The 17,788-nt window shown below is 65.6% G+C and carries 17 protein-coding genes and 1 pseudogene; 10 read left to right on the top strand and 8 right to left on the bottom strand.

Going from position 1 to position 17,788, the window contains the following annotated elements; translation table 11 throughout:
- Positions 1-63 precede the first annotated feature (63 nt).
- Entirely contained in the window at positions 64-1,434 is a 1,371-nt protein-coding gene (locus CSW59_RS08085) for a BNR repeat-containing protein (protein WP_099443554.1), read from the bottom strand.
- Between the two features lie 62 nt (positions 1,435-1,496).
- Positions 1,497-4,325: a TonB-dependent receptor gene (locus CSW59_RS08080; protein ID WP_236632183.1), complete on the bottom strand. Its 2,829-nt coding sequence runs from the start codon at positions 4,323-4,325 to the stop codon at positions 1,497-1,499.
- A 296-nt stretch (positions 4,326-4,621) separates the two neighbouring features.
- On the opposite strand from CSW59_RS08080, the pseudogene CSW59_RS08075 reads away from it, so the two are divergent.
- Positions 4,622-4,828 (top strand): annotated as a pseudogene (locus tag CSW59_RS08075) (ATP-binding protein); the annotation flags it as partial.
- Between the two features lie 18 nt (positions 4,829-4,846).
- Positions 4,847-5,068 carry a transposase gene (locus tag CSW59_RS21305; RefSeq protein ID WP_236632186.1) on the top strand — a complete coding sequence of 74 codons (222 nt, stop codon included), beginning with the start codon at positions 4,847-4,849 and terminating at the stop codon, positions 5,066-5,068.
- A gap of 114 nt (positions 5,069-5,182) precedes the next feature.
- Here CSW59_RS21305 and CSW59_RS08070 read toward each other — a convergent pair whose 3' ends face one another.
- From CSW59_RS08070 to CSW59_RS08065, 3 genes are read right to left on the bottom strand one after another with little or no spacing between them, the layout of a single operon-like run.
- The gene (locus CSW59_RS08070; protein WP_201722747.1) at positions 5,183-5,863 is read right to left on the bottom strand and encodes an SDR family NAD(P)-dependent oxidoreductase; all 681 of its coding nucleotides are present in this window, start codon (positions 5,861-5,863) and stop codon (positions 5,183-5,185) included.
- The gene (locus CSW59_RS20925) at positions 5,860-6,015 is read right to left on the bottom strand and encodes a hypothetical protein (RefSeq protein WP_201722746.1); all 156 of its coding nucleotides are present in this window, start codon (positions 6,013-6,015) and stop codon (positions 5,860-5,862) included. The genes CSW59_RS08070 and CSW59_RS20925 overlap by 4 nt, the downstream gene beginning before the upstream one ends.
- Before the next feature lie 2 nt (positions 6,016-6,017).
- Positions 6,018-6,338 carry an REDY-like protein HapK gene (locus CSW59_RS08065; protein WP_099443553.1) on the bottom strand — a complete coding sequence of 107 codons (321 nt, stop codon included), beginning with the start codon at positions 6,336-6,338 and terminating at the stop codon, positions 6,018-6,020.
- 267 nt (positions 6,339-6,605) lie between these two features.
- Here CSW59_RS08065 and CSW59_RS08060 point away from each other — a divergent pair, with 267 nt between their 5' ends.
- Genes CSW59_RS08060 through CSW59_RS08040 form a run of 5 tightly spaced genes read left to right on the top strand, consistent with a single transcriptional unit; the run spans position 6,606 to position 11,420 of the window.
- On the top strand, positions 6,606-7,424 hold the full coding sequence (locus CSW59_RS08060; protein ID WP_099443552.1) for a CoA ester lyase: 819 nt from the start codon (positions 6,606-6,608) through the stop codon (positions 7,422-7,424).
- Between the two features lie 11 nt (positions 7,425-7,435).
- On the top strand, positions 7,436-7,957 hold the full coding sequence (locus CSW59_RS08055; RefSeq protein ID WP_099443551.1) for a MaoC family dehydratase: 522 nt from the start codon (positions 7,436-7,438) through the stop codon (positions 7,955-7,957).
- A gap of 18 nt (positions 7,958-7,975) precedes the next feature.
- On the top strand, positions 7,976-9,172 hold the full coding sequence (locus tag CSW59_RS08050; RefSeq protein WP_099443550.1) for an acyl-CoA dehydrogenase family protein: 1,197 nt from the start codon (positions 7,976-7,978) through the stop codon (positions 9,170-9,172).
- Complete coding sequence (locus CSW59_RS08045; RefSeq protein ID WP_099443549.1) at positions 9,172-10,320, top strand: CaiB/BaiF CoA-transferase family protein; 1,149 nt, start codon at positions 9,172-9,174, stop codon at positions 10,318-10,320. Before CSW59_RS08050 ends, CSW59_RS08045 begins: the two co-directional genes overlap by 1 nt.
- Entirely contained in the window at positions 10,317-11,420 is a 1,104-nt protein-coding gene (locus CSW59_RS08040) for a CaiB/BaiF CoA-transferase family protein (RefSeq protein WP_099443548.1), read from the top strand. The genes CSW59_RS08045 and CSW59_RS08040 overlap by 4 nt, the downstream gene beginning before the upstream one ends.
- Here CSW59_RS08040 and CSW59_RS08035 read toward each other — a convergent pair whose 3' ends face one another.
- Positions 11,421-12,146, bottom strand: a complete 726-nt coding sequence (locus tag CSW59_RS08035) for a GntR family transcriptional regulator (protein WP_099443547.1) — start codon at positions 12,144-12,146, stop codon at positions 11,421-11,423.
- A gap of 175 nt (positions 12,147-12,321) precedes the next feature.
- On the opposite strand from CSW59_RS08035, the gene CSW59_RS08030 reads away from it, so the two are divergent.
- Genes CSW59_RS08030 through CSW59_RS08020 form a run of 3 tightly spaced genes read left to right on the top strand, consistent with a single transcriptional unit; the run spans position 12,322 to position 16,412 of the window.
- Positions 12,322-13,665: an MmgE/PrpD family protein gene (locus CSW59_RS08030; protein WP_201722745.1), complete on the top strand. Its 1,344-nt coding sequence runs from the start codon at positions 12,322-12,324 to the stop codon at positions 13,663-13,665.
- 9 nt (positions 13,666-13,674) lie between these two features.
- Positions 13,675-15,078: a phenylacetate--CoA ligase family protein gene (locus tag CSW59_RS08025; protein ID WP_201722744.1), complete on the top strand. Its 1,404-nt coding sequence runs from the start codon at positions 13,675-13,677 to the stop codon at positions 15,076-15,078.
- Entirely contained in the window at positions 15,075-16,412 is a 1,338-nt protein-coding gene (locus CSW59_RS08020) for an amidase (protein WP_099443545.1), read from the top strand. Before CSW59_RS08025 ends, CSW59_RS08020 begins: the two co-directional genes overlap by 4 nt.
- 33 nt (positions 16,413-16,445) lie before the next feature.
- Here the strand turns inward: CSW59_RS08020 and CSW59_RS08015 are convergent, their stop codons facing one another.
- A complete protein-coding gene (locus tag CSW59_RS08015) occupies positions 16,446-17,171 on the bottom strand; it encodes a hypothetical protein (RefSeq protein ID WP_201722743.1) in 726 nt (241 codons plus the stop codon).
- A gap of 4 nt (positions 17,172-17,175) precedes the next feature.
- Positions 17,176-17,788, bottom strand: a 613-nt coding sequence (locus CSW59_RS08010; protein WP_236632182.1) for an aspartate/glutamate racemase family protein, incomplete at its 5' end; no start/stop codon positions are given.

Here is a 17,788-nt window from a genome sequence, read left to right as displayed (position 1 = left end):
CTCCGGTGCGGTGGGTCCGAGGGACCCGGGAAAGACAAAATCAGTTCAACGAAAATCCAACAGTCAAGGCGCGCCGGGCGCTAGGCGCAGCAGCAGCAGCGTCGTGGGCGACGGGATGTCTTCCGTGGGCCGGTCGCGGTTCGGCGGACGGGTGGGCCAAACCAGGGCGTAGTCTCCCTCCGGCCCGCCGGCGACTTGCAGGACGTTGGCGCGCATGTCGGACGGGACGCGCAACTTGTCACCAAGGCGCGCGACGAGATCCTGCGCCGGACGCTCTTCGACCGGGGCCAGGGTCTTCTCATCAAAGACCAACTCCAAGGCCCGTCCATCCCGAACGACCGGCGCCATCATCCGCCCATACGCCTCGACCTTCGCGCCGCCGACCGAGAGCCTGCCGGCCAAACTACCGGAGCCACCGAAGTCCCAGCGGAAGCCCTTCCACTGACTGATCGGCGCTGCGCGCCAGCCAGACGCCTCGCGACGCGCCAGATAGACTTGGGTGTCACCGGCTGCGTCGAACTTGTGATAGGTGATCGTCGGCCGCCCTTGGGAGTCAAACCCCAACACAGTGTTGTTGTTGATCATGCCGCCTCGGACTGGGACCGGATCGACGATCTCGGCCTTTCCCAGGGTGATCGGCAGCGACAGTGGCTGTCCGTCGGATCGCTCCCAGTGAATCAAGTCTCTGCTGCGCGCATAGCTGAGGTCATGATTAGTGGAAGCGTCGGGCGAGTCCCGCCAGACCCAGACGATATGGAACAGTTTGTCGGGTCCCAACACCGGACCGACAAAATAGGCGTTGCGCTTACCCTCGCCGCTGACCAGCGGGTTCGAGAGCAGACGGCTCCAGCGGCCTGTCTTGGCGTCGAGGACATTGTAGATTTCGTCGCCCGCGCCGCTGCGGCCCGAACGGTACTTCACGATTAGCCGTCCCTCGGGGTCGCGCAGGAAGATCGGATAGGTCACCCGCGCCTCGTCCACGGCAGCCACCATTCCAGCCTCGCGGCGTAAGGTTCGAGCGTCGCCAGTCTCCTCCGAGCGGAAATAGATCAGCGGCTCGGAGTGCATATTAGCCATGACGTGCAGTCGGCCAGACGGGTCCACAGCCATCGCGACGTAGTTGTGGCTGTCCCAACCCAGCCAGGTGTCGAGCTTGGCGTAGGTCCAGTAGCTGCCGTTGCGGTCGCGCTGGGCGATCGTCAGCTGACGGTTGGCGTCGTAGTAGCCGACATAGAGTCGCGTCGCGCTGACTGCCAGCGCGAAGCCCACCTTGTGTCCGGCCCAGACCTGGTCGATGGCCTCGACCGAGGCGATCGGCAGAGACTTGGTCGGATGATCGGCCTCGGGCGCCTGGGCGCCGGCGGCTGACACGCTCAGAAGGCACGCCGTCGACAACGCGAGAGAAACGATGATCCTCGAAAGACCAGAACGCATGAGCGCCTCAAACGAAGAAAAAAGGCGGCCGCCGCCTCTCGGCGACGGCCCGCAGGGGGATCCTAGAACGAGGTGCGGATGGCGAACTGGAAGGTCCGGCCGTCGTAGTCGACACGACGCGGCTTCAGCTCCTGGCCTTCGAACTCCGTCCGCATGGCGTCGGTCAGGTTGAAGGCGTCGAGGCTGACCGTCGTCTTTTCGTTGATGTTGTACGAGGCCGAGAGGTCCAGCTGCCCGCGCGCCTTCACCCGCCGCGCCGCGCCCGAGAAGGTGCCGCCGGCCGCGAGGTCATAGACGTCGCGATAGTTGAACACAGCCCGCACGCCAAACTTCGATGTCTCGTAGTACCCGATCACATTGACCGCGTTCTTCGAGACGCCTGGCAACACGGCCTTGGTGCCATTAGCGTTCGTGCCGCTGACGGTCGTGTAAGAATAGTTGAAGGCGCCGCCGAAGTTCCTCCAGAAGCCCGGCAGGAAATCGAGGTTCTGCTGGATGTTGAACTCGACGCCAGACACCTTGATCGGATTGTTCTGGTTGACGCTCATCGAGGCCGTGATCACGGCCGGCTGACCGTTGATCAGGATGTCGCTGACGCAGGTGTCGCCATTCAGGGTCAGACGCCCCAGCCCCAAGTCCGTCGCATCGGCCGGGCAAAGAGTCGCCTTATCGGTGGCCGCGCCGATCAGCCCACGCACTTTCTTCTGGAAGGCGGCGATCGCGATCATGCCGCCCGGACGGTTATACCACTCCAGCGAGGTGTCGTACGACGTCGCCTCGTAGGGCTTCAGGTCGCGGCTGCCGAAGCTAACGTTGTAGCCGTTGGTGGTGTTCGAGATGCTGGTCGAGGGCACGACCTGGCGGCGCTGTGGTCGCACATAGGTCTTGTAGCCGGCGGCGCGCAGTACCAGGTCGTCGGAAAGGTCGGCCGCCAAGATAAAGGACGGCAGCAGCTTGTGGTACTTGCTGACGTATTCGTTGGTCACGCGCTGCTTGGCGGCGTTGAATTCCAGCGCCTCGATCGTGTTCTTGGTGTCTTCGTAGCGCAAACCCGCCGAGGCCCGGACCGTCCGGCCAGCGACATCGCCCTTCAGGTTCGCCACCGCGTAGGCCGAGGAGATGTCGTCGGTGTTCGTGAAATTCTGCTGGATCACACCGCCGTTCGTGGTGTCGTTGATCCAGCCCGTACGCGTCAGGGTCTGACCCGGCCCGACCGTGACCGGCCGCAGGGCGTTGTACATCGCCTCGAAGTTCACCGTCTGCCAGTTCGACAGATAGCTGCCTGCGGCGCCGCCGAAGAAATCCTGGGCATAGGCGCTCTGGGTCACGAAGGTCGACGAGACGTTTTGCAGCTGCACGCCGGCGGCCGAGGTCCGGTATTGGTCGGAGGCGAAAGCGTTGGACTCATAGCGCGCGCCGAACTTGATGGAGCTTAGCCAGCCCATGTCGAGGAAGCGTTCGGCATCGCCCTGGATCGCCTTCACTTCCGTACGGGCCTCGCCCTCGCTCCCGGCCACGATCAGCTGATCGCCTTGCGACCCGACCAAGGTCGGCCCCGAGCCGGAATAGGTGTAGGGCCCCGCGCCGACCACAACTGCGGGATCAGGCGACAGCGTGAACAGATAGTCGCCGATGTCGCCCGCGCCCGAGAAGAAAGTCCCAGACGTGCCATTGCCGCCCACCTTGGGTAGCCGCCGGACATCGAACTGGGTCTGCAGGACGTGGTTCTTGGCCTTGGACAGCGTGCCAACGGCTGAGGCCTTCCATTGGTCGTTCTTCCACTCAAGCCGCGGATTGACGCCCCAAGCCTGCTGCAGCAACGGCTCCTTGCGCATCGAGGCGAACACGCTGGCGTTGCTGTAGCTGTAGCGATTGACGTAGGCTCGCCCGTCATCCAGCGAAAACACTGGCCCGGTCGGATCTATGACCGTGAGGCTGTTGCGCATGTCGATATCGAGTATGTCGAGCGTGTTGCCGTCCAGCTCCCTCCGCGTGAGGAATCCTGTCAGGTCAAAGGTCACATGGTCGTTGGGCTTGTAGGCCACACCGCCAGCGGCGGTCACCATATGGCCCTCGTTGTTGCGAGCGCCCTGGCGAATATCGGACGGGAAGAGCACGCCAGCTGGATTGGCTGACGCATAGCGCGTGGCGTAGTTCGGCGTCGTAGTCGGGCTCAGCGCCGTGTACTGATTGAAGAAGATCGAGTCCCGGCGGAACTTCTCCTTGGAATAGGCCACCACGCCAAACACGCCGACGCGGTCGTCCAGGAACCGCTTCGCGTAACTGAGGGTGCCGCGCGGCGCCCAGCTCTTGCCCAGTTCGTTGTACTCCACGGCCACCTTCGCCGCGCCGCCTTCAGGCCGATCCAGCGCGCCTTGGATGCGCAGGTCGATATTGCCGCTCAAGCCCCCCGCCTGATCGGCGGCCGTAGGCGATTTGATCACGGTGATCGCCGAGAAGATGTCCGAGTTGAAGGCGCCAAGCGGCGTAGAACCATCGAGAATCGGATCAGCGAAGGTGCCCCCATTCAAGGTCACGCGAGCGAAAGTGCCCGGCAAGCCGCGCAGGTTGATGGTCGCATCACGCGAGTCGGCCTCGCGGTTGATCTGTACGCCGGGAATGCGCTGCATCGCCTCGCCGACGTTCAAGTCGGGGAAGCGGCCAAGGCCGTCTGATGAAATGCTATCGCTGATCTGGATCGCGTCTCGCTTCATCTGCGCCGCATTGGCGTACATCTGCTTGAAGCCGGTGACGACTACCTCTTCGACGGCGTCGGACTCGGTCTGCGCCGAGCCCGCCGTTTGCGCGCTGGCCATTCCGGTCATCAACGCGATCGAACTCGCCGTCGCCAGCGCCACGACGCAGACGCGATTCATCTTCCCCTGAGACATCGCCCGGTACCCCTCTCCGTTTCCACCCCAGTCCCGTTATGTGGGACCTTGTGTCATTGATTGATACCAGGGCTACACCATCCGAAATGACTTGTCATACAAGTCATCCGCGTATCCGACTGAAACCGGTATCCCGCCGTCGACGCCGGATTGAAGCAGCGGAAAGGAAAGTCCAGATAAAACAATACTAAAGCGGCAGATACCGATCGAGACAGCCGCATTGTGACGGATCATTAGTCACGATATTTTTATAAGCCGTTCCGTTTATAGGAACATAGCCTCCCCCATGTGGATGCGCCCGACGCCTGGGCGGCCGCGCGCTCACGCAAGGCTTTCCTCGCGGGCTATCCTTGATCCAGGTCGACGCAAGCCTTCTGGAGTAGGTGCTCGCCCACGTATTGGAGAACGCCATCGCCTATAGCCCGCCTGCGTCGCGCGTCGAGATGGCCGCCCACGAGGACCGCTTTAACGTGGTGATCAGCATCGAGGACGAAGGGCGTGGCTTCCGGGAGGGCGCCCGGATGTCGAAGCGCAAGCAGATCTATTGGCTCTCGGATGCGGAGTGGTCGGCGATCAAGCCTCACTTGCCGCGAGGTCGTAGCAGGGCCCGACGGGGTGATGATCGAAGGGTCGCCAACGGCATCGTCCAAATGCTGCGCTCAGGCACGCCCAAGCGATGCTGCTCGGCCGAGTACGGACTCGTACACGACCATCCAAAACCGCTTCAATCGCTGATGACCTGATCGCCTATCGTCGCCGCAACACCGTCGAACGACTGTTGCGTCGCTTGAAGGACCTCCGCCGCATCGCCACCCAGTATAGACTACGGGGAGCCCTTGCGCCTGTAAAAGCCGCCATCAGTGCGGCTCCTCTCCGCCCGAAACATTGAGACTTTCGGCCGTGATATAGCCCGCGTCATCAGAGCACAGGAACGCGACCGCGCCAGCGGTGTCGGACGCAAGCCCAGGTCGTCCCATCGGAATACGGGCCGCCATTTGGCCAAGATATTGCTCAAGCGTCACCCCGAGCACCTTGGAGAAGTACTCGTTCTGCCAAGAACCAAGCCCTGTCGTGACATGATTGGGACAGACATTATTCACCGTAATCCCGCATGGACCCAATTCAATCGCGGCGGAGCGGACCAGCCCCACTAGGCCGTGCTTGGACGAAGTGTAGGCCTGAGCGTGGGGAAAGCCCGACTTGGCGGCCTGGCTGGCGATATTGATGATCCGCCCACCCTTGCCCAGAGCGATCATCGCCTCGGCGGCGGCCTTAAGGCCGAAGAAGGCGCCCGTCAGGTTCACACCAATGACGGCCTCCCAATCGTCGGGAGAGACCTCCAGCAGCGGCTTCATAATGTAGCCGATGCCGGCGTTGTTGACCCAGATGTCCAGGGAGCCGTGCTGGCTGACGGCATGGTTGGCCAGAGCCTTAACCTCGTCCCAGCGTCTTACGTCACACGGCTTAGTGCTGACCTCCACGCCTAGGCCGCGCAGGTCCTCGGCGACGGCTTCCATCTCCTCGGTCGCGCCAATCATGGCGCCGGGGTGGCGTGATCGGTCGAGCGACCTATGTCGGAGATGACGATCGAAGCGCCCTCCTCCGCTAGACGCCGCGCGATGGCCTCGCCGAGACCCTTGCGGCGGCCAGAGCCCGTGATGACAGCGGTCTTACCCGTGAAACGCCCCATGCTCAGGCCTTCCAATCGAGCTTTTCGGTCATGATGAAGACTGCGTCGGCAAAGGCGCCAAACTCGGCGGCGATCGCCTCCATGGTCGGCGTGGAGACGTCGGCGCCGAACTTGTCCATGTCGGCGACGTCGATGATCTCGACATACTCGTAAGGCGGCTTGCCCTCGCCCATCAGCAGGCCCGCGCTGCGGAAGACCTCGAAGCCGGCGACGGAGCCCAGGCCGTTGACCGTGGGCAGATCCTTGGCCTTGGCCCAGGCTTCGTAATCAGCCACCGACTGGCCGGGCTTGAGATTGAAAAGGACGATGATCCGGGCCGCCATGGTCTTCTCCACCGAATATTAAATGTACGGACATTTTAGTCGCGATACGCCGCTCGTCGAGAGGGCTTGCGAGCCAGACACGCCGCATCCGTCAGATTGAGACTTTGGCGGGCATCGCGCGCGCCGCCTCTCGCGCGGCGCCCGCCCTGCGATCGAACGCGAGATTTCTTGGGCCCGGACAGGCCGCGCCGCCCCTCACTTGCGGTCCGCCAGTTGACATCGCGGTCCAGGCCTCGCCATAAATGTCCGGACATTTAAGAGTCTCCTATGTCGATCCGCTCTCTCCTCTTCGTTCCCGGCGCTCGGCCCGAGCGCTTTGACAAGGCCATGGCCGCCGGCGCGGACTTGGTCTGCGTTGATCTGGAGGACGCCGTTCCGCCCGATCAGAAGGCCTCGGCGCGCGCCGCGACCCTGGCCTGGCTGGCCGCGCAGCCGGCAGGCGCGCCAGTGGGCCTGCGGATCAACGGCCTCGGAACGATCGAAGGCCTGCGAGACCTCGTGGCCCTGGCGGAAAGCCATGCCCGTCCGGTGCTGCTGATGCTGCCGAAAGCGAGCCACGCAGAGGAGATCCGGATCGTTCGCGCGGTCCTCGGCGACCAGACCCCGCCCCTCTGGCCCATCGTAGAAAGCGCCGGCGCGCTGAAGGCCGCCTGGGAGATAGCAGCCGCCCCCGGCGTGAAGGGCGTATTGTTCGGCGGCGCGGACTACTCCGCCGACCTCGGCGTGACGATGGACTGGGAACCGCTGTTTCTGGCCCGCTCCACCTTAGCGGCCGCCTGCGCCAACGCCGGCGTCGAGCTGCTGGACGTGCCTCATATCGACGTGAAGGACGAAGCCGGCCTTGAAGCCGGCACCCGCCGGGTCAAGGCGCTGGGCTTTAGCGGACGCGCCTGCATCCACCCCTCGCAGGTCGCGACGGTGAATCTGGTCTTCTCGCCCACCGCCGCCGAGATCGCTCAAGCCGAGCGCGTGCTGGAGGCCTTCGCGGCCGCTGGCGGCGCGGCGGCCCTGCTCGACGGAAAGCTCATCGAGGCCCCGGTGATCCGGTCGGCCCAACGCGTGCTCGCGCGCGCTCCATTCGCCTGAGGAATACGAACTTGGTCCAGAACTGGAAAGAAGTCGGCCCCAATCGCTATCGCGAGACCTTCGGCCGCTACTACGAGGACTTCCACGTCGGCGACGTCTACGAGCATCGCCCTGGCAAGACCGTCACCGAGTATGACAACCACCTATTCACTCTGCTGACGCTGAACACCCACCCGATGCACTTCGACGCCGAGTTCGCCAAGGCCTCGGAGTTCAAGCAGAACCTCGTCGTCAGCCCCTATACCCTGGCCCTTCTGATCGGCATGAGCGTCACCGACGTCTCGCAGAAGGCCATCGCCAACCTCGGCATGGACGAGGTGAAGTTCACCGCGCCGGTGTTCCACGGCGACACGCTGTACGGCGAGAGCGAAGTGCTGGCCAAGCGCGAGAGCGCCTCGCGGCCCGGCCAGGGCATCGTGACCATCCGCACGATCGGCAAGAACCAGCGCGGCGAAGTCGTCTGCAGCTTCAAGCGCAACATGCTGATCCCGGCCCGCGGCAACGCGGTCGAGGATCGCGTCGAAACCTATTGATTTCCTGAGGACATCGCCATGAACGCCCAAGTCGCTTCCGCCGAGGCCGAAGCCGAGGAACGCGCGATCCTCGACGCGATCGAGAAGTGGATCGAGAAAAAGGTCGCGCCCGTCGCGATGAAGCTCGAGCACGACGACATCTATCCGACCGAACTGGTCGAGGACATGAAGGAACTGGGCCTGTTCGGGGCCCTGATCGATCCGGAGTACGGCGGCCTGGGCCTCTCGGCGACCACCTATTCCAAGATCGTCACCCGCATCTCCGAAGAGTGGATGAGCCTGACGGGCATCTTCAACTCGCACCTGATGATGGCGCTGGTGGTGCAGAAGTTCGGCACCCAAACGCAGAAGGACTTCTGGCTTCCCCGCTTCGCCTCGGGCGAGCTGCGTGGCTGCCTGGGTCTGACCGAGCCCGACGCGGGCACCGACCTGCAGGCGATCCGCACGGTCGCCCGCCGCGAGGGCGACACCTACATCGTCAACGGCAACAAGACCTGGATCTCGAACGCCATCGAGGGCCATGTCGTAGCCCTGCTGGTCAAGACCGATCCGGACGCCAAGCCCCGCTACAAGGGCATGAGCATGCTGATCACGCCCAAGGCCAACCCCGAGACCGGCGAGCCGATCCCCGGCGTCAAGAACGGCCGCAAGCTTGAGAAGCTAGGCTACAAAGGCATCGATTCCGGCGAACTGATGTACGAAGACTACGCCATCTCCGCCGAGCTGGGCCTCGTCAGCGGCGAAGAGGGCAAGGGTTTCCTGATGGCCACGGGCGGCCTGGAAATCGGCCGCATCAACGTCGCCGCGCGCGCCGTGGGCATCGCCAAGCGCGCTCTCAGCGAAAGCGTCAAGTACGCCCAGCTGCGCAAGACCATGGGCAAGCCGATCGCCGAGCACCAGGCGATTCAGCTGAAGCTGGGCGAGATGGCCTCCAAGACCCGCGCGGCCGAGCTGCTCGTCCAGGACGCCGCGGCGGCCTACGACAAAGGCCTGCGCGTCGACATGGAAGCGGGCATGGCCAAGTACTTCGCTTCGGAAACGGCGGTCTATTGCGCCACCGAGGCCATGCGCATCCACGGCGGCTACGGCTATTCCAAGGAGTATCCGATCGAGCGCCTGTATCGCGACGCCCCGCTGATGTGCATCGGCGAAGGCACCAACGAGATGCAGCGCATCATCATCGCCAAGCAACTGGTGGCGAGGAACCCCGTCTAATGCGCCCGCTGGAAGGTCTGCGAATTCTCGCCATCGAGCAGTACGGCGCCGGTCCCTACGGCACCCAACTGCTCGCCGAACTGGGTGCCGAGGTCGTCAAGATCGAGGCGCCGTCGATGGGCGGCGACGTCAGCCGCGCCACCGGCCCCTTCTTTCTGGGCGATAGGGACAGTGAGTTCTTCCAGACCTTCTCGCGTTCGAAGAAGTCGCTTGCGCTCGAGATCAAGACGCCCGAGGGCCGCGCCGATTTCGAAGCCCTGGTCGCCACCGCCGACGCGGTGGTCAACAACCTACGCGGCGACCAGCCGGCCAAGATGAAGGTCACCTATGCCGACCTTTCGGCGATCAAGCCGTCGATCGTCTGCGCCCACCTGTCGGCCTATGGTCGCGACAATAGCCGAGAGAGCTGGCCCGGCTACGACTACCTGATGCAGGCCGAATGCGGCTTCATGGGCATGAGCGGCGAGCCCGACGGCCCGCCGACGCGCCTGGGCGTGTCGATGGTCGACTTCATGACCGGCTCGACCTTTGCCATGGGCATCCTAGCCGCCATCCTGAAGGCGCGGACCAGCGGCCGGGGCTGTGACGTCGACGTCTCGCTGTTCGACGTGGCCCTGCACCAGTTGAGCTATCCAGCCGTCTGGCGCTTGAACGAGGGCCATGAGGTCGGTCGGCTGCCGCGCGGGGCCCACCCCTCGATCGCGCCCTCGCAGGCCGTCCGCACCGCCGACGGCTGGGGCATGCTGATGTGCCAGACGCCAAAGTTCTGGGAGAGCTTCTGCGACCTGACCGGCCATCCAGAGCTGAAGACCGACCCTCGCTTTCTCGACATCCCGAGCCGCCGCAAGCACCTGGCGGAGCTGACCGAGGCGGTCGACGCGGTGCTGTCGACGCGCACCACCGCCGAGTGGTCCAAGATCCTGGGCGGCCACGTGCCGTTCGCGCCGGTGACCTCGCTGGGCGAGGCGCTGGACAACGCCTTCGTCCACGAGATCGGGATGCGCGACGTGGTCGAGCATCCCGACAAGCCCGATGGCCTGCGGATGCTGGCCTGCCCGGTCAAGATCAACGGCGAGCGCATGCTTGGCGTCCGCGCGCCCAAGCTCGGCGAACACACCCAAGCCCTGTTGAGCGAGATCCGCCGATGAAGCTGGAAGGCGTCAAGGTCCTCGACCTTTCCCTGTTCCTGCCCGGCCCGATGTTGACCCTGATGATGGCCGACCATGGCGCGGACGTGATCAAGGTCGAGCCCTGGGAGGAAGGCGATCCGGCGCGGCATATCGGCTACCGCAAGAACGGCCACACCGTGTGGTTCCGTAACGCCAACCGTGGCAAGCGTTCACTACGCTTGAACCTCAAGGCCGACGCCGACAAGGCCCGCTTCATGGCGCTAGCCGCCGAGGCTGACGTAGTGGTCGAAGCCTTCCGTCCTGGCGTCGCCGACCGACTCGGCGTCGGCTACAACGCCATCGCGGCGATCAATCCAGGCGTGGTCTATGTCTCGATCTCAGCCTTTGGCCAGACCGGTCCCAACCGCGATCGTCCAGCGCATGACCTGGCGGTTGAGGCCCTCGCCGGGGTGGTCGCCCTGAACGAAGGCCAGGACGGCAAGCCGGCCATGCCGCACATGCCGGTGGCCGACGCCCTGGCCTCCCTGACCGCATTGTCGGGCGTGCTGATGGCGCTGCTACGTCGGCGCGACACCGGCAAGGGCGACTTCCTCGACGTCGCCATGTTCGACAGCCTGATCGCCTGGACCCCGAACGTCACAGGTCGCATCTTCGCGACGGGCGAGCCGCATGTCGTCAAGGACGAGCGCTCGTTCGGCGGCAACGCCATGTACAATCTCTATGAAACCGCTGACCACCAGTGGGTGAGCCTGGGCGGGGCCGAGCCGAAGTTCGCCAAGGCGCTGCTGTCGGGTTTGGGACGCGAGGATCTCACGGTCTATGCGACCTATCCGCCCGGCCCACAGCAGGAGCCTTTGCGGGCCTTCCTGCGCGAGGCCTTCAAGCAGAAAACACGGACGGAATGGGAGACCTGGTTCGAAGGTCGCGACGTCTGCTTCGCGCCCGTCCGAAACCTCAAGGAAGCCTTCGAAGACCCCCACCTCGTCGCGCGTGGCATGCTGGCCCACGACGCCGAGGGCTCGGAGATCGTCGGCACGCCGCTCATCTTCCGCGACGAGCCTGGTCGCCCCGACCCGACCGTGCCGCCCGTGAACGACGACACCCTCGGCTGGCGCTGATCAGCTATCCCGGTGATAGGTCATCGCATAGACGAAGCGACCCGCCGGATGCAGGCTGTCCGACGCCAGGATCAGGCTGTCGTCGGCGCTGAAGTATCGCCGCAAGGTCCGAAGGGCCGCCTCGCCGCGCCGCGCTTTCAACAGCCGCGCGGCTTCCGGATCCAGCAGTTCGGCGCTGATCTCCTGCTCGATCCGATCAACGACCACGCCATATCGCTCAGCGATCAGCTCTTGGAATGCGCCGCTCCAAGCCTGGACCTCGCCTTGCAGGTCGGCGAAGCGCGGAGGAATGAGAACGCGGGTGAGCGACAGAGGCTTTGCGTCGCGATCCCGCACGCCCTCCATCAGCAACCACGCGCCGTGCGCTTCTCCCGTCGGGACCCGGAACGCCTCGGCCTCTTCGGGCGTCAGAGGCCGGGTTTGAACATCGCCCAGTTCGAGACGCGCATCGCGCGCGTACTGCAACAGCGCCGAGACGCTGCCCAGCGGCTGCACGAAGGAGACCGGCGGCGCGGCGGCGAGAACGGTGGTGCCAAGGCCACGGCGGCGCTCGACGAGACCCGCCTCGCGCAGAAGGCGGATGGCGTCGCGGATCGTGTGACGCGACACGCCATAGGCCTCGCACAGCTCGACCTCGGGCGGCAGCAACGAGCCGATCGGATAGCGACCAGATTCGATTTCCTTGCGCAGGACGTCGGTCAATTGGCGGTAACGAGGAGTCGACATGCGAGCGCGGACTTTCTGAGCAGGCGAGAAGCATCAAAACCTCGCTCTACGATAAGGCAAGCCCCGTCGCTTGACCCGACGTCCGGAGCGGGCGACAGATATATGTCCGGACATTTACGGAGCATCAAGCGGCATGATTGAGACCACCCGATCTCGAATGACATCGGAGCGGCTCGTGGATCACGCGCTGTCGGTGGACTGGAGCGCCTTGCCCGCTTCTGTCCGCGCCGATGCGCTGCGCCTGCTGTATGACGCCGTCGTGGTCGGGATCGGCGGCGCGCGCGCAACCCATGGCGACGAACTCCTGCATGTCGTCCAGGGGTGGGGCGCGGCCGCCGATCAAAATTGCGGCGTGCTGGGGCGGCCGGGCGTACGCCTGCCCGCCCCCTCGGCGGCCTTCATCAACGCCTTCCAGACCCACGGGCAGGAATTCGATTCGGTGCACGAAGGCGCCGTCCTGCATCCCCTGCCTACGATCATGCCGGTGCTGATGGCCGAGGCCGAGCGCTCGGGCCCCTATCCGGGATCGGAAATACTCGCCGCCATGGTCGCGGGGACGGACGTGTCGGTCACGCTGGGCGTCGCAGCGACCAGCCCGATCCAATTCTTCCGCCCTGCCACCGCCGGCATCTTCGGCAGCGTCGCGGCGCTGTGCCGCCTGCGCCGGCTAGACCGGGAGACCACGCTGAACGCGCTGGGCTACGCCTTGGCCTTCTCGTCCGGCACCATGCAGGCCCACACCGAGGGCAAGCCCGCCCTGCCCGTCCAGGTCGCCAACGCCGCCCGCAACGCCATACAGGCTGTGGACATCGCCGTCGCCGGCCTGTCCGGCCCTATCGACTCGGTCACCGGCCCGTTCGGCTATCTGACCCTGTTCGAGAAGAACCATGATCTGACCGACGCGCTGGACCGTCTCGGCCGCGACTTTCGGATCAGCGAAGTCTGCGTGAAGCCCTATCCCAGCGGGCGCGCTACCCACGGCGGCGTTGTGGCCGCCCTGAACCTGCGCCAGGCGCACGCCTTGAGCGGCGAGCAGGTCGTCGCGGCGACCTACCGCGCCCCGGCCTTGATCCGGCACCTGGTCGGCCGCGAAAGCCACCCGGGCATGGCCGTCTCGCACGCTCGCCTGTGCCTGCCCTATCTGATCGCCGTGGCTCTGACGCGGGGCGCGGTCAGCCTATCGGACTTCACCCCCGCCGCACTTTCGGACGCCTCGGTATTGGACCTGGCCTCGCGCATCGTCGTGACGGTGGACGACAACCCGGACCCGGCCGCCTTCATCCCCGCCGAGCTGAGCCTCACGCTGGCGGACGGCCGCACGGTCCGCGAACCAGTAACCGCCCAGCTGGGCTCTCCCGCCTATCCGCTGAGCCGCGAGCAGCAATTGGCCAAAGGCTATGCCTGCCTCGACTTCGCTGGCCTCGCGGCCCTGCACGAACCGCTGGCGGCCCTGATGGACCGCTTCGACACCCTGACCGACGGCGCGGAGGCGTTCCGCCTCGCCCACGGCGCGATCTGACGGAAGACGATGAAAGACACCCATCAGTCCTATTGGCGCTCGATCGACTTCGACCAGATGCTGGCTGAGCATCCGATCGGGGATGACTTCGTCGCCTTCGCCACGTCGGTCAGCCGCGAGGCCTTGCGCGCGCATCAGAACAAGCTGTTCCTGCGCTGCGTCGCTCGCGCCTGGCGGATTCCATTCTACCAGCGCCTGTGGGGCGCGGCTGGGATCGAGCCGGGCGACATCCGCTCGATCGACGACCTGCCCCGCCTGCCGATGTTCAGCAAGTCCGACATCATGGAGTCGCTGAAGCTGGCCCCGCCCTTTGGCGACTTCGCCGGCTTCGAGAGCTATCCGGCGGACCAGAAGCCCCCCGCGATCATGCACACCACCTCGGGCACCACGGGCGATCCGCAGGTGCTGCTGTTTGGCCCCAAGAGCCGCGAGGTGCAGAACCTGCTGCTGGCCCGCAGCTTCCGCTTCCAGGGCCTGCGGCCCGACGACGTGATCCACTCGGTCTACGGCCACGGCATGATCAACGGCGGCCACTATGTCCGCGAGGCCCTGACCCACTGGACCAGCGCCACCTTCATGTCGGCCGGCACGGGCGTGGAGACACGCTCGCTGCAGCAGGTCGAGCTGATGAAGCGCTTCAAGGCCACGGTCATCGCCGGCTTCGCCGACTATGTGAAGAAGCTGGCCGACGTCGCGCGGGAGAACGGCATCGAGCCCGGGCGCGACATCCCGCTGCGGATGATCTCCGGCCAGCTTGGGCGCGAGGACAAGGCGGTGATGAAGGAGGTCTGGGGCGTCGATCAGTGCTTCGACTGGTACGGCGTGGGCGATACCGGCCTGATCGCCGGCGAAGGCCCCGACCAGGACGGCCTCTACATTCACGAGGACGCCCACTATGTCGAACTCTGCGACATCGACACCGGCGCGCCGGTGGCCGATGGCGAGCTGGGCGACATGGTCGTCACTTGCCTGTTCAAGGACGACCTCTATCCGATCATCCGCTTCAACACCCACGACGTCTCGCGCCGCCTGACCGGCAAGTCGTCGATCGGCATCCAGTACGACCGCATCGCCGGCTTCCTCGGGCGCTCGGACAACATGGTCAAGATCCGGGGCATCAACATCTTCCCGCACGGCGTTGGCGCCATGCTGGAGGAGTTCGACGCCTTCGCCGGCGAGTTCATCTGCCTGGCGCGTCGCGACCAAGGCGGGCGCGACAGCTTCGTCGTGGTCGCCGAGACCACCGCGCCCGAAGCATCCTACGCCGACGTCTCCCGCGTGTTTGGCGAGGCCCTCAAGCGCAAGATCGGCATCGAGGTCGAGATCGAGCTGACCCCGAAGGGCGCTACGGCGGCGCGCACTCAGATTGACGTCCGCCAGAAGCCCATCCGCCTGATCGACGAACGCAAATGAGCTTCCACAACCCCATCGTCGAAGCCGGCGTCGCTGGTCTGGCCGAACTGTTTCGAGCGCGCGCCGTCACGCCCTCCGAAGCGACCGAGGTCTATCTGGCGCGGATCGAGCGGTTGAACCCGTCGCTGGGCGCGGTCACCGCGCTCGACGTCGAGGGCGCACGCGCGGCCGCCGCAGCCAGCGCCGCCCGCTGGCGCGAGGGTCAGCCCCTCTCCACGCTCGACGGTGTCCCGATCGCCGTGAAGGCCAATATCGCCATCGCCGGCCTGCCCTGGACCTCGGGGATCGGCGCCTATCGTGGCCGCCTGCCCGCGCGCGACGCCGAAACGGTCGAGCGACTGCGCGCGGCCGGCGCGGTGATCCTTGGCGCGCTGAACATGCACGAAGGGGCGCTGGGCGCGACGACCGACAACCTGGCTTACGGCCGGTGTCACAACCCCTATCGCCATGGGTGGACCCCCGGGGGCTCGTCGGGTGGCTCAGGCGCTGCGACCGCCGCAGGCCTCTGCGCCGCAGCCCTGGGCACCGACACCATGGGCAGCGTGCGTATTCCCTCGGCCTATTGTGGCGTGTTTGGCTTCAAGCCGGCGCGCGGCTTCATCTCCACCGTCGGCGTCGAGGCCCTGTCGTGGACCTACGACCATGTCGGCGTCCACGCGCGTTCGATCGAAGATGCGCGCCTCTTGGCCGAAGCGGCCAGCGGACAGGTCTTGGCCCTCAAGGCGCCCGAAGGTCCGATCGCCGTACTCGACTTCGAAGGCCAGGTGAAGGTCGAGCCCGCCGTCGCGAACGCCTTTGCGGCCACCGTCGAGGCCGCGCGGACGGCGGGCCTTCTGGTCACCGCCTTGCGTCTGCCTGACTACGACTTTAGCCGCCTGCGTCGCGCGGGCCTTCTGGTCTGCGAGGCCGAAGGCGCTGTCGTGCATGCCACGGCCCTGGGCGAGGATCCGGAAGGCTTCTCAGCGGAATTCCGACGCCTGCTGGACTGGGGCGCTAAACAGCCGGCGGTCAAGCTGGCGCGCGCCTATCGCGATCTGGCCAAGGCCGTCGCCGAGGTCGAAGCGAGGCTTGCGCCCTTCTCCGCCTTGCTGACGCCCACCGCGCCCCAGACGGCGTTCCCTTTCGATCAGGTCGCGCCGGCGAACCAGGCGGACTTCACCGCCCTAGGGGCATTCATGGGCGCGCCGGCCGTCGCCTTTCCCACGGGTCTCTCGCCCGATGGGCTGCCGTTGTCGGGACAGATCATCTCCCATGACCCCGCCGTGGCCCTGGCCTTGGCAAAGACCCTCGCGGCGGCGGCGCCACGATCAACGCCCGCGGGCTTTACGGCCTAGAAGAACGCCGGCGGGGGACCGCCGGCGCCGATCTCAGCGTTCCAGTTCGACCAGTTCGTACCAGGTCTGCATGTAGCCACCGACGCCGCCCTTCACGAAAAGGTGGTCGTCGTCGGCCGTGACCCACAGGTCATAGACCGGATGGGCCCCGTCCTTGCTGACCATGCCGCCCGCCTCGTCCGAAAAGCGAAAATGGCGGCAGGCGAAGGTCCCGGCCGGCGTCGTCGCTTCGTCCTCGCCGACATACTCCATGTAGAGGTTGCTCTCGGCGATCAGCGGCGGCGTGGCGCCGCGATGGTCGACGGACGGCAGGAAGGCGCGCAAGGCTCGCTTGTGCGGGCCGCGCGACAGGTCCATCACCCGCGTCATGTAGGCGTCGCCGATGATGGGATGGGTCCCGAAGCCGTCATAGGGCCCGGACACCGGCATGCGCTGGGACACACGCCCGATCGAGGGGCCGTAGCTCTCGCATTCTATAAAGCCGTCACCGAACCGAAACCAGCCCGAGCCCATGAAGCGATCGCCGACGGTCAGGCGCACATGGCAATCCATGGGCCGGCCAGATTCATCCATCGAATAGATGACGTCGCGCAGCACGGTCGGATCGGGCTCGTCGATCTCGCATTGGGCGCTGATCGTGACCTTGCCATCCTTATGCTGGCGCATGACGAAGCTCTCGCGCCCGCGCTCCTGCCCTTCGCGCCCCGGCTTATTAGACGTGTAGAGGATCCGACCGCGGATCGTGCGATGCTTCATCATGGCTTCATGCGCCTCTGGAAGGGTGAGCTTGGGGATCGAGGTGGTCGCCAACACAGGTCGGACAGGCTTCAGGCGGCGTGTCCGCGACTGCGTCGAGCATGCTTTTCAGGACGTCCAAGCTTTCGGCGCGGAAGCCAGCATTGGCGCGCGCGCTGTCCTGAGCCACTTGGCGCAAAGCGCTTCTGACGCCCGCCAAACGCGGGTTCACCACGGGAACCGAACAGTCGCGCGCCAAGGTCTCGGCGACCGACGACAAGCAGGTGCAGCCCAGGACAATGACCTCGGCGCCATTTCGCTCGACGGCGTGGCGACAGGCATCTCTCAAGCGGTCGAGGATCCCGGCCTCTCCAGCGGCGATGCGCGAGAGGTATCCGCCCGGCTGTGAAACGCCCGTCAGATCCTCCTCACCGCCGATCGACAGGATACCGCGGCAGCCGGCTCGAGCCCTTGCGCGCGCAGCACCCGCTTGACGATGAAGTCCATCGAAACGGCGCGGCCATGTCGTCACCAGGGCGAACGTTCGTCCCAGGCGCGCGGCTTCTTCCAGAGCAGCGTCACCGCAGCCCACGACGGGGATGCCAAGACCAGAGCGCAGGATATCCAGGCCGTAGTCGCCG

The organism is Caulobacter sp. BP25 (genome assembly GCF_002737755.1).
Classification (GTDB): domain Bacteria; phylum Pseudomonadota; class Alphaproteobacteria; order Caulobacterales; family Caulobacteraceae; genus Caulobacter.
The sequence above is the reverse complement of the archived record's forward strand: the minus strand, read 5'-3'. Positions and strand labels throughout refer to the sequence as shown.

Coding starts and splice junctions, on each gene's coding strand:
- CSW59_RS08085 (WP_099443554.1), bottom strand. CDS start 1,434: ATGCGTTCTGGTCTTTCGAGGATCATCGTTTCTCTCGCGTTGTCGACG.
- CSW59_RS08080 (WP_236632183.1), bottom strand. CDS start 4,325: ATGTCTCAGGGGAAGATGAATCGCGTCTGCGTCGTGGCGCTGGCGACG.
- CSW59_RS21305 (WP_236632186.1), top strand. CDS start 4,847: ATGTCGAAGCGCAAGCAGATCTATTGGCTCTCGGATGCGGAGTGGTCG.
- CSW59_RS08070 (WP_201722747.1), bottom strand. CDS start 5,863: ATGATTGGCGCGACCGAGGAGATGGAAGCCGTCGCCGAGGACCTGCGC.
- CSW59_RS20925 (WP_201722746.1), bottom strand. CDS start 6,015: ATGGGGCGTTTCACGGGTAAGACCGCTGTCATCACGGGCTCTGGCCGC.
- CSW59_RS08065 (WP_099443553.1), bottom strand. CDS start 6,338: ATGGCGGCCCGGATCATCGTCCTTTTCAATCTCAAGCCCGGCCAGTCG.
- CSW59_RS08060 (WP_099443552.1), top strand. CDS start 6,606: ATGTCGATCCGCTCTCTCCTCTTCGTTCCCGGCGCTCGGCCCGAGCGC.
- CSW59_RS08050 (WP_099443550.1), top strand. CDS start 7,976: ATGAACGCCCAAGTCGCTTCCGCCGAGGCCGAAGCCGAGGAACGCGCG.
- CSW59_RS08045 (WP_099443549.1), top strand. CDS start 9,172: ATGCGCCCGCTGGAAGGTCTGCGAATTCTCGCCATCGAGCAGTACGGC.
- CSW59_RS08040 (WP_099443548.1), top strand. CDS start 10,317: ATGAAGCTGGAAGGCGTCAAGGTCCTCGACCTTTCCCTGTTCCTGCCC.
- CSW59_RS08035 (WP_099443547.1), bottom strand. CDS start 12,146: ATGTCGACTCCTCGTTACCGCCAATTGACCGACGTCCTGCGCAAGGAA.
- CSW59_RS08025 (WP_201722744.1), top strand. CDS start 13,675: ATGAAAGACACCCATCAGTCCTATTGGCGCTCGATCGACTTCGACCAG.
- CSW59_RS08020 (WP_099443545.1), top strand. CDS start 15,075: ATGAGCTTCCACAACCCCATCGTCGAAGCCGGCGTCGCTGGTCTGGCC.
- CSW59_RS08015 (WP_201722743.1), bottom strand. CDS start 17,171: ATGATGAAGCATCGCACGATCCGCGGTCGGATCCTCTACACGTCTAAT.